We start from the raw sequence: 15549 nt of genomic DNA on the forward strand, positions 1-15549 counted from the left end.
TTCCCTATGGATTATTAGCGATAGTGGCAAGGCTAAATAAACCCGAATGGAATGACAATTCGTTTTGATATAACCTTTTATTATATGTTGGCGCGGTTATTCCATAAGGCGCCACCCAAGAACCCAAGAAGAGATGCGCTTTCTAGACTGGCTCAACGTGAGCCATGCGAGACGGCTTGCCGATCCGGTAAAGTCCGACCAGACCCAGCAGTGGCCCGGGCAGCAACCACCAGGCAATCGTCGCCCCCCAGGTGGAGAGCGCCGGGACCAGCAGGCCAATCGAGGCGGCCGAAATGGCGAAGCCGATGGCGTTCTGCAGCGTCAGCGCGCTACCGATCAGTGTCGGTGGACAGGCGCCGGCGGATAGCGCCGAGAACTGCGGCGAGTCGATTACCGCGAGAAGGCTCCACAGGCCCAGAAATCCGACCAGCGGGGCGTAGCCGATATGAGGCGCCAGCCAGGGATACGCCAGACAGCAAAGCGCCGAGCCCGTCAGTCCTGCGGCGGCGACTCGGCAGCTGCCAAGGTACTGGCTCGTCCAGCCGCCGAACCAGCAGCCGGGAGCGCCGATTGCGATCAGGGCAAACGAGGTCAGCGCCAGCGTTCTCGAGGAGATCGTCGGATCTGCAGCTATCAGTAGCAATGGGATGAGCGTCCAGAGGGTGTAGAGCTCCCACATGTGGCCGAAGTAGGCGCCGGCCGCACGACGGAAATCAGCGATCCGGAACGCCCCCAGCCCGGCCAGGCGCGATGATGTGGAGGGAGATGCCCTCGGCTCGCTCGGGGCATCACCCAGTCGCCACACGGCGATACCGGCTATCAACGTTAGCAGCGAGGCGAGCCAGAGCGTCAGCCGCCAGTTGCCTCCCCAGTGTATCCCGGCGAGCAGATGAGGCATCGCGGTACCCAGGACCAGCATGCCGACCAGCCATGCCAGGCCCAGGCCGGTGCGCTTCGGAGCCCAGCCCACCATCAGTTTCATGCCGATGGGGTAGATGCCGGCGAGCGATAGCCCGGTCACCACGCGCAGCCCGACCGCCGACTCCAGGCCGTTGGCGTAGGGCAGCAACGCGTTGGAAAGGGCGCCGATCAGACATGCCAGCGCGAATAACCGGCTGGCCCGCGTGCGATCGGCAAGGCCGCTGAGACCGAGAGCCAGCGTGCCGAGCAGAAACCCGAACTGCACCGCGCCGGTCAGCCAGCCCAGGTCGCCGGAAGAAAGCTGCCACAGGCGCTGGAGATCGTCGATCACCGCGTTGGGCGTGAACCACAGTGCGGTGCCGAACCATTCGGCGATGGCAATGATGACAATCGGCATCGGGACTCCTGTGCGCATGCGGCGTTCCCGGCGGCATGATACTGAATCGACGCCAGCGATCCGCCGCACCTCGAAACCCTTGATGGCGCTGCAGATCGCTGGCGATGGATCAGCGGCTAATTCAAAGCCCCATGGCCGACGACGTCGAACGTCGCGGATCGGCGCCGCCGGTGAAGGTGCCGTCATCCTCGATCAGGATAGATTGCGCCGCGCCCATCGCTTCCTGCTGGCTCACCTTGTGGCCCATCGCTTCGAGCAGAGCGATGGTATCCGGGCTGATGCCGTCCTCGATGCGGATCTCGTCCGGCAGCCACTGGTCGTGAATCCGGGGGGCGCTGACCGCGCTCTGGATATTCATGCCATGGTCGATCACGTTCATCACCACCTGGAGCGTAGTGGTGATAATGCGTGAGCCGCCCGGGCTACCGGTCACCAGGAAGTTCTTGCCATCCTTCTTGACGATGGTCGGCGTCATCGACGAGAGCATGCGCTTCTCCGGTTCGACCTTGTTGGCCTCGCCGCCGATCAGGCCGTAGGCGTTGGGCGTGCCGGGCTTGGCCGAGAAATCGTCCATTTCGTTGTTGAGCAGAAAGCCGGCGCCGTCGACGACGATGCCCGAGCCGTAGCTGAAATTGATGGTGTAGGTATTGGAAACGGCCAGGCCGCTATCGTCGGCGATCGAGAAATGCGTGGTCTCGTTGGACTCATAGGGCAGCGGATGACCGGCGGCGATCTCCTTGCTCGGCGTGGCGTGGTCGAGATCGATTTGCGCGCGCAGTTCTTCGGCGTAAGCCTTCGACGTGATGCCCTTCAACGGCACATCGACGAAATCGGTATCCCCGAGATACTCGGCCCGGTCGGCATAAGCGCGCTTCATCGCCTCGCTCATGACATGGATCGTCCGCGCCGAGTTGAAGCCCATGGCATGGATGTCGTAGCCCTCGAGGATGTTGAGCATCTGGACGATATGCGCGCCGCCGGAGGAGGGCGGGCTCATGGCGTAGATGTCGTAGCCGCGATAGGTGCCGTGCACCGGCTCGCGAATCGTCGGTTGGTAACCGGCCAGATCCTTCGCCGTCATCAGACCACCGTGGTTCTTCATTTCTGTGGCGATCAGCTCGGCTGTCTTGCCTTCGTAAAACTCCCGCGGGCCCTTGTCGGCAATGCGCTTGAGCGTCGCGGCGAGGTCAGGCTGACGGAATCGCTCGCCGGCACGATAGAGCGAACCGTCCGGCTTGTAGAACACCTTGCGGGTAGAGTCCCACTGCTTGAGTCGATCCTGAGCTTCGTCCAGCCCCTCCGCGAAGCGCGGCGGAATGACGAAGCCTTCGTCGGCCAGCTTGATCGCCGGGGCGAGCGCCTGCGGCAGCGTGAGCGTGCCGTACTTATCCAGCGCCAGGGCCAGCCCGGCAACCGTGCCAGGCACGCCGGACGCATTGTGGGTGTAGCGCGAAAGCTCGGAGACGGCCTCCCCCTGTTCGTTCTGGAACATGGTTTCGTAGGCCGCGGCGGGTGCCTTCTCGCGATAGTCGATGGCGATGACCTTGTCGCTTTTTTCGTCCGAAATCAGCATGAATCCGCCGCCACCGATATTGCCCGAGCGGGGTTGTGTCACCGCCAGCGCGAACCCGGCGGTAACGGCCGCATCGACGGCATTGCCACCGCCTTCGAGCACGTCATGCGCGATCTGCGAAGCCAGATAATGGCTGGTCGCCACCATGGCGTGTTCGCCGACCTGGGGATGGAAGCGCTCGCCCTCGAGGATCGCCGACTGGGCCAGTGCAGGCGTCGAAAACGCCATCGAGAATGTCGCCGAGACCGCGGTGGTCAGGCAGAAAACGGAGACCGCAATGACCCGGCGAGTGGGCAGCGCGGGAGCAATGAAGCGAGGCATGAAATGTCCCCCAGAAGCGTCGTTGTTGTATGTGACCGACGGGATACGCGCGGTCAAGGCCAGATGCAGTATAGAAAGAGTCGACGCCAACCGCGTCATCGACTTCGGTGGCGCAGTGGTTTTACGTCCGGCGCCGCCAAAGATCGCAAAGCGTGCGCTAGAATGAGCGCCAGAAGCCAGCCTGCATAAGGATTTTTCGCTCATGCGCGATTTCAAGATTGCCCCCTCGATTCTGTCCGCCAACTTCGCCTGTCTGGGACAGGAGGTCGAAGACGTGGTGGCATCGGGCGCCGACATCATCCATTTCGACGTCATGGACAACCACTACGTACCCAACCTGACGATGGGGCCGATGGTGTGCGAGGCGCTGCGCAAGCATGGCATCACCGCGCCGATCGACTGCCATTTGATGGTCAAGCCGGTAGATCGGCTGATCGGCGATTTCATCGATGCCGGGGCCAGCTACGTGACATTCCACCCGGAGGCGTCCGAGCATATCGACCGCTCGCTGCAGCTCATTCGCAGCCACGGCTGCAAGGCGGGGCTGGTGTTCAACCCGGCAACGCCGCTTTCCCACCTGGATTACGTCATGGACAAGGTCGACATGATCCTGATCATGAGCGTCAACCCCGGCTTCGGTGGACAGTCCTTCATTCCCGCGGCGCTCGACAAACTGCGCGAGGCGCGCCGGCGCATCGACGCCAGCGGCCTGCCGATCCGGCTGGAAGTCGACGGGGGGGTCGGCCCGGACAATATCGCCGAGATCGCCAGAGCGGGGGCCGATACGTTCGTCGCCGGCTCGGCGATCTTCAAGGCGCGAAATCTCGATGATCCCAGTCGCTACGACGGCGTGATCGGCAAGATGCGCTCGGCACTGGCCGCGAGCTGACAGCGCATGTCGACGACCGCCGAGCTGTCGGCGCCACCCGTCGAGTCGCGCCAGTGGTATCTCTATCTGGTCGAGATGGCCAATGGCGCGCTCTACACCGGCATCACCACCGATGTCGCCCGACGAGTCGCTCAGCATGCCCGCGGCCGTGGCGCACGGGCTCTGCGCGGCAAAGGGCCGCTGACTCTGCGCCACGCCCAGGTGGTCGGCAACCACAGTGATGCGCTCAAGCTCGAGGCGTCGATCAAACGGCTGAGCGCCGAGAGCAAGCGCCGCTGGATCGAGCGCCATCGACTGTCATCGTTATGTCACCAGATTGTCATCGCTCCCGATCCCGCGGCACCGTAGAATTCCCGTCACCGTCCGACGACGTCGACCTGGAAAGCTTCGATCATGAAAGTGGTGGCACTGCACAATCTCAAGGGCGGCGTCGGCAAGAGCTCGGCCGCCGTCAATCTGGCCCGCGAAGCCAATCGCGATGGCCTGCCTGTACTGCTGTGGGATCTCGACGCCCAGGGGGCCTCGACCTGGATACTTGGCGGAGAGAACGGCATGAGCCGCAAGGTCGGCAAGCTGCTGTCGGGGAAGTCACCGCTGGGTGAGCAGGTCCAGCACACCCCCTGGGAGCGTTTCGATCTGCTGCCGGCGGACATGCGTTTGCGCGAGCTCGACCGGATCCTCGAGGACAAGGCCGAGGGCGACAAGCATCTCAAACGGTTGATCGAGCCATTCAGCGAGGAGTACGCGCTGATGATTCTGGACTGCCCGCCCGGGCTCTCCACGCTGGCCGAACAGCTGATTCGCGCCGCCGATCGCATCCTGGTGCCGACGATTCCCAGCCCGCTGTCGGTGCAGGCGTTCTCGCGGATGCTGACACATCTCGATCTCAAGAAGCGCCAGCGCGAACGCGTCCTGCCGTTCTTCAATCTGGTCGATCGGCGTCGGCGCCTGCACTGCGACTGGATCGATTCGCCGCCCGAGGCCCTGGGGCGGACGCTGGAGAACTGGATTCCGTATGCCAGCGACATCGAGCGGATGAGTCTCGAAAACCGGCCGCTGGCGGACCTGGCACCTCGCAGCCGTGCCACTCACGCCTATCGCCGTCTGTGGCAGGAACTCAAGACGGAATTGGGGGAGTAGCCGCGCCAAGGCTTCGAACGTTCGCGCAGGGTCTGTATACTTACCCAGTGTTTTGAGTCCGACGCTGGGGACCCCATGGCGCTGCCGACGCTCGAAGATCCGCTTTACTATCTCGCCAACTTCCGCCGCGTGCTCGACTGGTTGACGTCGCGCTACGCGGATCTGCTGAGCGCCGAAGAATCGGCGTTCATTGCCGCTTTCGAATGCTTGCCTCAAGCCTCTCAGGCGCTGCTGGTGCGGATGGTCATGCGCAAGGGCGCCGATTTTCGCGCCAGTCGCCTGGTCTATGCCGAGATCGGCGACAGCCATCACGCGGCAGGCCCGCTGCTCGAGCCCGGCTGGGTCGAGGAGGGCGCGCCGCTGACGCTGGAAACCCTGTTCACGCTGGTGACTCGAGCGGAAATCGCCGCCGACATGGCCCCGTGGCTGGCGGAACTCGGTATCGGCAAGAGTGCCGGCAAGCGTGTCTGGCTTTCGGCGTTGCAGGCGGAGTCGCCGGATCCTCGTCCGCTGGCCGAGTGGCTGCCGACGCTGGAAGAGCGTCACTATCGTCTGAACGTCGACGCCATGTGCGAGCGCTTCCGGCTGATGTTTTTCGGCAATCTGCGTCAGCACTGGTCGGAATTCGTCCTGGCGGAACTCGGCGTCTATCGCTTCGAGGCCGTCGAGCTGGATGCCGCCTCGCGAGCGTTCTCCCGGCGTGAGGAACTTGAGGCCTATCATCATCTTCACCGCTGTCGCGAGCGCTTCGACGCCGACGAGGCGATGGAGTCGCTGTTGCCGGATATCCCGCGAATCGCGTTCGACAACGACTGGCTTGAGCGTCGGCGAGGCCGGCTGTTCTACAAGCTGGCCTATCGTCTCGAGCGCCAGGGCGAGCTCGATCAGGCCTTGGCGCTCTATCGAGACTGCTCGGCGCCGGAAGCTCGGCTTCGTCAGATTCGCGTGCTCGAAGCGCAGCAGGAACTGAGCGATGCGCTGATACTGGCTGGGCAGGCCGAGACAGCGCCCGTCAGCGCCGCGGAGAGTCAGGCGCTGGAGCGCGCGCTGCCGCGGCTGCGGCGCAAACTGGGCGTGGCTTCAGCCAGGCGCACGAAGGCACCGGAACCACCGCGTCTCGATCTGGTACTGCCTCGGGCATCCAGCGTCGAGCTGGCGGTGGCCCGGCATCTCACCCGCGACGAGGCGCCGGTCTGCTATGTGGAGAACGTGCTCGTCAACGGCCTGTTCGGGCTGCTCTGCTGGGAGGCGATCTTCGCGCCACTGCCCGGGGCATTCTTCCACCCGTTTCATAGCGGGCCGACCGATCTGTTCGAGGTGGATTTTCAGGCCCGCCGTCGCGAACTGATCGATGGCTGCCTGGCGTCGCTCGAACGGGGCGATCATGCGGAGATCATCCGCCGCCGCTATCACGACAAACGCGGCATCCAGTCACCGTTCGTGTTCTGGGAAGCGCTCGACGAGCGCGTGCTGGAGCTGGCCCTGCAGTGCATTCCCGCCAGCCATCTTCGGCTGTGGTTCGAGCGTCTGCTCGGCGATATCCGCGCCAATCGCGCCGGGATGCCGGACCTGATCCAGTTCTGGCCGGCCGCTGCCGATGACTCGCCGGATGCCGGCACGAGCGAGTCGCCGGCGTATCGCATGATCGAGGTCAAAGGCCCCGGCGATCGCCTGCAGGACAATCAGAAACGCTGGCTTCAGTTCTGCGCCCGTCACGATATGCCGGTCAGCGTCTGCTACGTCACCTGGGAGGCCCGAAACGGCGAAGCGACAGCCGCGAGCGACGGCGAGAGCATGACGGGAGTGCTTTCTTGAGCTACCGGATCGCCGTTCGCGCGCTGTGTGAATTCGCGGCCAAGCGCGGCGATCTCGATCTGCGCTTCACTCCGTCGCCCTCTGCGCAGGAGGGCATTGCCGGTCATCAACTGGTCGGGGAACGACGCGGCGAACGCTACGAACGTGAAGTCGCTCTGCGCGGTAGCTATCGTCATCTGGAGGTGCGCGGCCGCGCCGACGGCTACGATCCCGCCGCCAATCGGTTGGAGGAGATCAAGACGCATCGTGGCGATCTCTCCCGCCAGCCGGCCAACCAGCGGGCGCTGCACTGGGCGCAGGCCAAGGTCTACGGTCATCTGCTCTGCGTCGAGCGGGGCCAGGATCAACTGACGGTGGCGCTGATCTATTTCGATATCGTCAGCCAGCGCGAAACCCCATTGAGCGAGTCCTGTTCGGCGGATGAACTGCGAGAGGTGTTCGAGACACTCTGTCAGGCGTTTCTGGCCTGGGCGCAGCAGGAACTGGCCCACCGGCGGCGGCGTGATCGCGCGTTGCAGGCGCTGCGATTCCCGTTCGCCGGATTCCGCGACGGTCAGCGGCCGCTGGCAGAAACGGTCTACAAGTCGATTCACACCCGCCGCTGGCTGATGCTGCAGGCGCCCACCGGTATCGGCAAGACGCTGGGTACGCTGTTCCCCATGCTCAAGGCGATGCCGGGCGAGCCGCTGGACAAGATCTTCTTTCTGACGGCGCGCAACACCGGCCAGCGCCTGGCGCTCGATGCATTGCGTTCGTTAGGTGCCGAACGCCAACGGCTCGAGGGGGCCGGCCCGGACGAGCTCGGGTGCGACGATATCGATATTGATAGCGCAGCCGAAGCGGTGCCCCTGCGCGTACTGACGCTGACTTCCCGCGACAAGGCCTGCGAGCATCCGGACAAGGCCTGTCACGGTGACTCCTGCCCGCTGGCCGCCGGTTTCTACGATCGGCTGCCCGCGGCGCGCGTGGCGGCGGTCGAGCGCGGCTGGCTGGATCGGGCCGGCTTGAGAGAGATCGCGCTCGGTCACCAAGTCTGCCCCTACTATCTGGGTCAGGAGATGGCGCGTTGGGCCGACGTCGTCATCGGCGACGTCAACTACTGGTTCGATTTCCACGCCATGCTCTACGCCCTGAGTCAGCAGCAGCAGTGGCAGGTCGGTCTGCTCGTCGACGAGGCGCACAATCTGATCGAGCGGGGGCGGGGCATGTACAGCGCGACGCTCGATCATGCCGCCTTCCGGCGGCTGAAGCCGACGCTGCCGGCGCCGCTCAAGAGGCCGCTGTCGCGAGTGGCGTCCGTCTGGCAAGCGCTGGCAGAGGAAAGTGACGTCGAGTATCGCGTGCTCGACACGCTGCCCGGCAAGTTGATCAATGCACTGCAACAGGCCGTCTCGCAGATCGTCGAGTACCAGAGCGAGCAGCCGATCGCGCTGGATAGCGAGCTGCAACGGTTCGCGTTCGACGCCCAGCACTTCTGTCGCGTCGCCGATGTGTTCGGCGATCATTCGATCTGCGACGTGACGCGGCAGTCCGCACGGGGTCGGCAGCGCAATGCCGGCGCTCGGGTGACGTTACGCAACGTGGTGCCGGCGCCGTTCCTGGCGCCGCGTTTTGCCGCTGCCCATGGCGGCGCCCTGTTTTCCGCGACCCTGGCTCCCGAAGCCTACTATCGTGACCTGCTGGGCGTACCCGAAGGTGCCCCCTGGGTGTCGCTGGCATCGCCGTTTCGAGACTCGCAGCTCGAGGTGCAAATCGCCGCGCGGCTATCGACTCGTTATGCTGACCGGGAGGCGTCGCTGACGCCGCTGGCGGATCGCATCGCCGAACAGTTCCAGGCACGGCGCGGTAATTACCTGGCGTTTTTTTCGAGCTTCGCCTATCTGGAGCAGGTCGCCGATCGGCTGGCCGAGCGTCATCCCCAAATTCCGCTCTGGCGGCAAGCCTCCCACATGGACGATGACGCCCGCGAGGCGTTTCTGGGGCGGTTCGAGACGAGCGGGGAAGGCGTGGGATTCGCGGTGCTGGGCGGGATTTTCGGCGAGGGCATCGATCTGCCGGGCGATCGCTTGATCGGGGCGTTCGTGGCGACGCTGGGACTACCCCAGGTCAACCCGGTCAACGAGCAGATGCGCGCACGGCTGCAGGTGCTCTACGGTCATGGCTACGACTATGCCTACTTCTTTCCCGGCATGCAGAAGGTAGTGCAGGCCGCTGGTCGCGTGATCCGCTCCGGCACGGATGAAGGGGTGATTCATCTGCTCGACGATCGGTTTGCCCGGCGAGAGGCCCAGGCGCTGCTGCCGGAGTGGTGGCCTCCAGCAACGTTGGATTGAGGCAGTGGGAAATGAGTCTGTGCGTATCCTGCCGCCACCATTCGGCGCCTATTCAGCATCACGCTGGATGGCTCGGACGCAGCCGGGTCTTGCGACATGGATGTCGCAAGAGGCGGGCCTGGGCAGGGATGCCCTGGCACGCCGACCCGGAGCTGAGTTCGTGACATTCAGGATTTCGTGATGCTGGGCGCCAAGCAGAGGGGGGCCGGAGGGGGCGAGCGTTAAGCCCCCTCGCAGAGACGAGCACCAGAGTGGTCGATTACCCGACAGTGGTAGTCTCGCCTTTTGGGAATGAGCGATATCGATCCGGCGGGACGGCGCCAAGCCGCTATTGCTCTCTCGCCAATGCCTCGAACACTCTTGCCACGGCTTCAGCGCCGGGATCGACGATACCCTTGAGCGCGCTTTCCGGCACGTAGGCGGAGCGTCCGGCATTGGCGCGGGTCAGCGCTGCGGTGGCTTGGGCGCCGTCGCGGGCGGCCTGCGCAGCCTGGGTGAGCGATTCACCCCGTTGCAACGATTCGATGGCGGGAATCAGAGCGTCGAGCATGGTGCGGTCGCCGAGTCCGGCACCACCGTAGGCCTGCATTTTTTCGACGCCCGCGGCCAGCGCGTTGGCGAGTTCGCCGCTCCGATCCAGTGACGCGCCAGCCGTGGTGAACAGGATCGACAGCAGCACGCCGCTGGAACCGCCCATGTCCCGCGCCAGCAGCTGGCCGATGCCGGCGAACAGCTGAGGCAGTGCGGCGGTATTCAGGCGCCCGGCCTGCAGTGCCCTGGCGATCGTGTCGGCGCCGCTCTGCATGCTGGCGCCAGCATCGCCATCGCCACTTTTGGCATCCAGTGCGTCGAGCTCCTTACGCGACTGGCGCAGGGCGTCGATGATCCGTTGGAGGGCGGCGGCAGTGGTGGCGTCCTGCGGGGCATCCTCGACCAGCGCTTCATGATCCTGACGGGTATCCGGCGAAAAATGCGCAGGCGTCTGGATGGCACTTAATCCGGGCCAGCCGGGAGCGCTCGTCGGCGCCGATAGCGCGGTGACGATGTCGTCATCTGCCGGCAGCAGCGTGAGCGAAAAACCGTGCATGTCCAGCGAGGTCATCAGCGGCGCCGGGCCGATCAAGTGCGCTACCTGATCGGGACCCAGTTGACGCAGCAGGCTGGCGGCGAGTACGCCCATCTCCTGGGTGGAGCAACTACCGAGGTCGTTGAGCATCGCGATCCAGGGCCCGGCGAGCTGGCGATCGGCAAGCGCGTTGTGCAACGGGTCCAGAACCAGGGTCATGGCTTCGTCGGCGCTTTTCGGATCGACCTCTCGTGTGCCGGTCTCGTTGTGAATCCCCAGTCCCAACTCCGGCGCGCGCGCGGCGGCGTCCTGACCTGGCTGCGCCGCGGCGCTCAGTGCCATGCCTAACGACCCCATGCGCCGGCAAAGCGCCTCGGCGCGCTCGCGGATGGCGTCGAGCGGCGTTTCCTGGCTGGCGAGATAACCGCTCAGCTTGTGCACCAGCACGGTACCGGCGATGCCTCGGGGCTGCGGGGCGTTCTCGATGGCCACGTCGTCGGCGACGATGACCATCGCGACGTTCAGCCCTTCGCCCCGGGCGCGCTCGGCAGCGAGCCCGAAGTTGAGCCGGTCGCCGGTGTAGTTCTTGACCACCAGCAGGCAGCCGGCATCGCCGCAGACCTCGCGGATGGCCGCGAGTACCGCTTCGACGCTGGGCGAGGCAAACAGGCTGCCGGAGATCGCGCCGGTCAGCATGCCTTCACCGATATAGCCGGCGTGGGCGGGTTCGTGACCCGCGCCGCCGCCGGAGAGAACCGCGACCTGGCGGCGCCCTTGAGCGTGCTTGTCCCAGTCGCTGCGAACCAGGATGCGCAGGCCACTCTCCGGCTCGGCGACGCGCAGCGGGGCAGTCGCTGCCGCGGCATAGAGAATGTCGTCGACGACATCGCCGGGGGCATTGTAGAAACGATCCATGTTGTCTCTCCGCTGGTGTATCGAATTCGGGGTCAACGCATCAGTGCAATTTCATTTTCGGGCGGATGTAGCGGTTGAGGCCATCGACGACGACGGTCATGCCGGTCTTGAAGATGCCGTGAATCGCCATCTGATGCATGCGGTAGAGAGAAGCGTAGAACAACTTGGCCAGCCGGCCCTCGATAAACAGGCTGCGCGCCGAGGCGCCACGCATGAGGCTACCGACCGCCTCGAAATGGGCCAGCGAGATCAACGAACCCCGATCGCGGTAGACGAAGGGCTTGAGCGGTTTGCCGTCCATCGCCGCGCGCAGATTGTGATAGCAGTGGGTCGCCTGTTGGTGGGCGGCCTGAGCGCGCGGGGGGACGCGCTTGTCGTCGGGCTGCGGGCAGGAGGCGCAGTCGCCGAAGGAGAAGATCCGCTCGTCGTCCAGACTCTGCAGAGTCTGGCTGACCTTGATCTGGTGATTGCGCTCGGTGGCGAGACCCAGGTTCGACAGGAATTCGGGCGCGCGGATGCCGGCGGCCCAGACGCTGAGATCCGTTTCCAGCGGCTCGCCATCGGCGGTGATGAAGCCGTTGGCGTTGGCCTCGGTGACTCGAGTATCGACGTGAATCTTGACCCCCAGACGTTCGAGTTCGCCATGAACGGCGCGGCTGATCCGCTCGGGCAGCGCTGGCAGAATGCGTGGCGCCGCCTCGATCAGGTGAACCTCGAGCTTGCCGCTATCCATCGCCGTGAAGCCGTAGCTGTGCAGCATGCGCGATGCGCCGAAGAGTTCGGCTGCCAGCTCGACACCGGTGGCGCCCGCACCGACCAGTCCCACGGTCAGCTTGGGATGCGTCCTGCGCTCGGGGTCGCTGTAGCGCAGGAAGGTATTGAGCATGTTGCGGCGAAAGCTCTCCGCCTGCTGCGGGCTGTCGATGAAGTGGCAGTGCCTGGCAACGCCGGGCGTACCGAAATCGTTGGATACGCTGCCTACCGACAGGACCAGATAGTCATATTCGAGCTGGCGGGCCGGCAGCACGACCACGTCTTCGTGATCGTGGATCGCCTCGAGGGTGATGGTTCGGTTGTCGCGATCAATGGCGCTCAGCGTGCCGCGCTGGAAGCGATAGCCGTGACTCTTCGAGTGGCCCTGGTAGGAAACCTCATCGAGTCCGGAGTCGAGGGTGCCGGTCGCGATCTCGTGCAGTAGCGGTTTCCAGATGTGGGTCGGATTGCGATCTACGAGGACGATATCGGCACGCCGGGACTTGCCGAGCTTGCGACCCAGACGGGTTGCCAGCTCGAGTCCACCCGCACCGCCACCGACCACGACGATACGTGGTGTGGTCATGGGAAGCTCCAGACGGAAAATCGGAAAGGAAAGAAACCAGAACATTCGAGGAAAACGAGCATCGTCGAATCGGGAAGTCGCGTTGGAAGTCCGCAAAGCCGGTAACTGGCGAAAAGCAGACACAGCAAGAGCCGAGTGATGACGATATCGGACTGTGAGACTGCGCATTCACGGAAAACGGCACCCGTCGATTCGACGAAAGATGGGCCAAAGGATACGCCGATCAGTGCCGCTTGGCATCCGTAGGTTGCGTAAACTTACGCCGTCTTGGGTAAGCTGGTGCCCGCACGCCCATCTTCCGGTCCGTTCTCACAAGGGAGCTCTCATGCATCCGCTGCTTCACGATATTCGCCTGGTGGCGTTCGACCTCGACGGAACGCTGATCGACTCCGTCCCCGATCTGGCTGCGGCAGTGGACGGCATGCTCGTCGAGCAGGGCTTCGAGTCGGTGGGCGAGGCCAGGGTCCGCGATTGGGTGGGCAATGGGTCCCGCAAGCTGGTCGAGCGCGCGCTGGCCTGTGTCATGGATGAGGCGCCAGATTCGTCACTAATCGACGCGAGTCACGATCACTTTCTGCGCCATTATCACGCAGCACCCTGCGAGCGGACCCGCGTGTACCCCGGCGTGCGAGAGGCGCTGGATGCCCTCGAGGCGGAGGGACTCATCGTCACCCTGATCACCAACAAGCCCGCGGCATTCATCGATCCGATTCTCGAAGCGCTGGATTTGCGCCGCTATTTCCGTACCACGCTGGGCGGGGATTCGCTGCCGGAGAAAAAGCCGCATCCGGCGCCGTTACTGCATCTGGCGACGCAGTACGGGGTCGACCCCGCGCAGTGTCTGATGGTGGGGGATTCACGCCATGACGTGGAAGCGGGAAGGCGCGCAGGCTTTCGCACGCTGGCCGTACCCTATGGGTACAACCACGGCGAGCCGGTGGCCTCCAGCCGCCCGGATGGCGTAGTTGAATCGCTCCGGGAACTCGTTTAGGGTTTCCGAATCGGCGCCACGGCAGATGTGGCGCCGGTTTTGTGTACCTCCCCGGTGTTTTCCCGTTTCTCCTTCGACCGAGCTTTGACATGCGACCGGATACCCAACGTCTTTTCAGCCCCAGCGCGTCGATTCGCTACGTCACGTGTTGGCGATGGTGACTGTCAGCCGATTCCCTCGATTGCCGATTGCTGATTTTCACTGCTGGAGCCCGGTCCCATGATGACCCCTGATCGCTTTGCCGAGCTGGCACAAGCCGGCTACAACCGTATTCCGGTCACCCGAGAGGTGCTGGCCGATCTGGATACGCCGCTTTCCACCTATCTCAAACTGGCCGACGCGCCCTGGACCTTTCTGCTCGAGTCGGTGCAGGGCGGCGAGAAGTGGGGCCGTTACTCGATCATCGGTCTGCCCAGCCGGGAGCGCATCGAGGTTCGTGGCTTTACCGTTCGACATATCGTCGACGGAGAACAGCACGGCGCCAGCGAGGTCGAGGATCCGTTGGCGTGGATCGAGCGGTTCCAGTCACGTTTCAAGGTGCCCCAGCTCGACGATCAGCCGCGCTTCGATGGCGGCCTGGTCGGTTATTTCGGCTACGACACCATCCGCTACATAGAGCCCAAGCTGCGCACCTCGCTTGCCGCCGAAAAGCCAGACCCCATCGGGGTGCCGGATATTCTGCTGATGGTGTGCGACGATCTGGTCGTCTTCGATAATCTCTCGGGTCGTCTTCAGCTGTGGACGCATGCCGACCCGGAGACGCCTCACGCCTACGCCAACGCCGTCGAGCGTCTCGAGACGCTGGAACTGAAGCTCCGCAGTGCCACTGTCAATACGCTGAGCCCGGGAACGGGGCGTGCTGACGTCGCCGAAGACGATTTTCACGCCAGTTTCAGCGAGCAGGGTTACAAGGACGCGGTCGCCAGGATCAAGGAGTACGTGCTGGCGGGCGATGTGATGCAGTGCGTGCCGTCCCAGCGCATGTCGATCCCTTATCAGGCGCCGCCGCTGGATCTCTACCGTGCGCTGCGCAGTCTCAACCCGTCTCCCTACATGTTTTTCCTGAATCTCGACGATCATCATGTGATCGGTTCCTCGCCGGAAATTCTGACCCGGCTGGAAGATGGCGAAGTGACCGTGCGCCCCATTGCGGGCACGCGGCCGCGCGGCGCCACGCCGGAACAGGACAAGGCACTGGAAGAGGAGCTGCTGGCCGATCCCAAGGAGATTGCCGAGCACCTGATGCTGATCGACCTGGGGCGCAACGATATCGGCCGCATCAGCCAGGTCGGAACCGTCGAATTGACCGACAAGATGGCGATCGAGCGCTATTCCCACGTCATGCACATCGTCTCCAACGTCACCGGCAAGCTCAGCGACGGCATGTCGGCGATGGACGTGCTGCGAGCAACTTTCCCGGCGGGTACGCTTTCGGGCGCGCCCAAGATCCGGGCGATGGAGATCATCGACGAACTCGAACCGGTCAAGCGCGGCGTCTATTCCGGGGCGGTCGGGTATCTTTCCTGGCACGGCAACATGGACATGGCGATCGCCATTCGTACCGCCGTGCTGAAGGATGGCGAGCTCCACGTGCAGGCGGGCGGCGGGATCGTGGCTGACTCCAACCCCGACGACGAATGGAACGAGACGCTCAACAAGCGTCGCGCGCTGTTCCGCGCCGTGGCGATGGCCGAGAAAGGGCTCGATAATCTGGAGTAGGTAGCGGCTCGGCCGGGTTGTCATCACCCGGTCACGATGATCGGTTTAGATCGGGGGCATGCGACAGACTGCCTCCGATCGATTTCCTGCCAATCCTGACCTGGTGCCCGGGCGAGCTCGCTTGAGGCGA

General features: G+C 64.2%; 11 protein-coding genes. 7 read left to right on the plus strand and 4 right to left on the minus strand.

What is annotated here, in order from left to right:
* Positions 1-142: 142 nt before the first annotated feature.
* Both BTW08_RS07820 and ggt read right to left on the minus strand, forming a co-directional pair.
* Entirely contained in the window at positions 143-1318 is a 1176-nt protein-coding gene (locus BTW08_RS07820) for an MFS transporter (RefSeq protein WP_083627754.1), read from the minus strand.
* Between the two features lie 121 nt (positions 1319-1439).
* Positions 1440-3119 carry a gamma-glutamyltransferase gene (gene ggt, locus BTW08_RS07825; protein WP_210403220.1) on the minus strand — a complete coding sequence of 560 codons (1680 nt, stop codon included), beginning with the start codon at positions 3117-3119 and terminating at the stop codon, positions 1440-1442.
* A 295-nt stretch (positions 3120-3414) separates the two neighbouring features.
* On the opposite strand from ggt, the gene rpe reads away from it, so the two are divergent.
* From rpe to BTW08_RS07850, 5 genes are all read left to right on the plus strand, one after another.
* Positions 3415-4101: a ribulose-phosphate 3-epimerase gene (rpe, locus tag BTW08_RS07830; RefSeq protein WP_075561969.1), complete on the plus strand. Its 687-nt coding sequence runs from the start codon at positions 3415-3417 to the stop codon at positions 4099-4101.
* A gap of 6 nt (positions 4102-4107) precedes the next feature.
* Positions 4108-4449: a GIY-YIG nuclease family protein gene (locus BTW08_RS07835; RefSeq protein ID WP_075561970.1), complete on the plus strand. Its 342-nt coding sequence runs from the start codon at positions 4108-4110 to the stop codon at positions 4447-4449.
* A gap of 45 nt (positions 4450-4494) precedes the next feature.
* Positions 4495-5241, plus strand: a complete 747-nt coding sequence (locus BTW08_RS07840) for a ParA family protein (RefSeq protein WP_075561971.1) — start codon at positions 4495-4497, stop codon at positions 5239-5241.
* A gap of 75 nt (positions 5242-5316) precedes the next feature.
* A complete protein-coding gene (locus BTW08_RS07845) occupies positions 5317-7056 on the plus strand; it encodes a VRR-NUC domain-containing protein (protein WP_075561972.1) in 1740 nt (579 codons plus the stop codon).
* Positions 7053-9389 (plus strand): ATP-dependent DNA helicase, encoded by a 2337-nt coding sequence (locus BTW08_RS07850; protein WP_075561973.1) that lies wholly within the window; start codon positions 7053-7055, stop codon positions 9387-9389. The genes BTW08_RS07845 and BTW08_RS07850 overlap by 4 nt, the downstream gene beginning before the upstream one ends.
* A gap of 328 nt (positions 9390-9717) precedes the next feature.
* Here BTW08_RS07850 and BTW08_RS07855 read toward each other — a convergent pair whose 3' ends face one another.
* Complete coding sequence (locus BTW08_RS07855; RefSeq protein ID WP_075561974.1) at positions 9718-11370, minus strand: dihydroxyacetone kinase subunit DhaK; 1653 nt, start codon at positions 11368-11370, stop codon at positions 9718-9720.
* Positions 11371-11410: 40 nt separating this feature from the next.
* A complete protein-coding gene (locus tag BTW08_RS07860; RefSeq protein ID WP_075562098.1) occupies positions 11411-12709 on the minus strand; it encodes an NAD(P)/FAD-dependent oxidoreductase in 1299 nt (432 codons plus the stop codon).
* Positions 12710-13034: 325 nt separating this feature from the next.
* Between BTW08_RS07860 and BTW08_RS07865 the strand changes: the two genes are divergently transcribed.
* Entirely contained in the window at positions 13035-13700 is a 666-nt protein-coding gene (locus BTW08_RS07865; RefSeq protein WP_075561975.1) for a phosphoglycolate phosphatase, read from the plus strand.
* A 222-nt stretch (positions 13701-13922) separates the two neighbouring features.
* The gene (trpE, locus tag BTW08_RS07870; RefSeq protein WP_075562099.1) at positions 13923-15419 is read left to right on the plus strand and encodes an anthranilate synthase component I; all 1497 of its coding nucleotides are present in this window, start codon (positions 13923-13925) and stop codon (positions 15417-15419) included.
* Positions 15420-15549: the final 130 nt, after the last annotated feature.

The organism is Salinicola sp. MH3R3-1, from assembly GCF_001937155.1.
Classification (GTDB): domain Bacteria; phylum Pseudomonadota; class Gammaproteobacteria; order Pseudomonadales; family Halomonadaceae; genus Salinicola; species Salinicola halophyticus.

Coding starts and splice junctions, on each gene's coding strand:
- BTW08_RS07855 (WP_075561974.1), bottom strand. CDS start 11,370: ATGGATCGTTTCTACAATGCCCCCGGCGATGTCGTCGACGACATTCTC.
- trpE (WP_075562099.1), top strand. CDS start 13,923: ATGACCCCTGATCGCTTTGCCGAGCTGGCACAAGCCGGCTACAACCGT.
- BTW08_RS07835 (WP_075561970.1), top strand. CDS start 4,108: ATGTCGACGACCGCCGAGCTGTCGGCGCCACCCGTCGAGTCGCGCCAG.
- BTW08_RS07845 (WP_075561972.1), top strand. CDS start 5,317: ATGGCGCTGCCGACGCTCGAAGATCCGCTTTACTATCTCGCCAACTTC.
- BTW08_RS07820 (WP_083627754.1), bottom strand. CDS start 1,318: ATGCCGATTGTCATCATTGCCATCGCCGAATGGTTCGGCACCGCACTG.
- BTW08_RS07865 (WP_075561975.1), top strand. CDS start 13,035: ATGCATCCGCTGCTTCACGATATTCGCCTGGTGGCGTTCGACCTCGAC.
- BTW08_RS07860 (WP_075562098.1), bottom strand. CDS start 12,709: ATGACCACACCACGTATCGTCGTGGTCGGTGGCGGTGCGGGTGGACTC.
- ggt (WP_210403220.1), bottom strand. CDS start 3,119: ATGGCGTTTTCGACGCCTGCACTGGCCCAGTCGGCGATCCTCGAGGGC.
- rpe (WP_075561969.1), top strand. CDS start 3,415: ATGCGCGATTTCAAGATTGCCCCCTCGATTCTGTCCGCCAACTTCGCC.
- BTW08_RS07840 (WP_075561971.1), top strand. CDS start 4,495: ATGAAAGTGGTGGCACTGCACAATCTCAAGGGCGGCGTCGGCAAGAGC.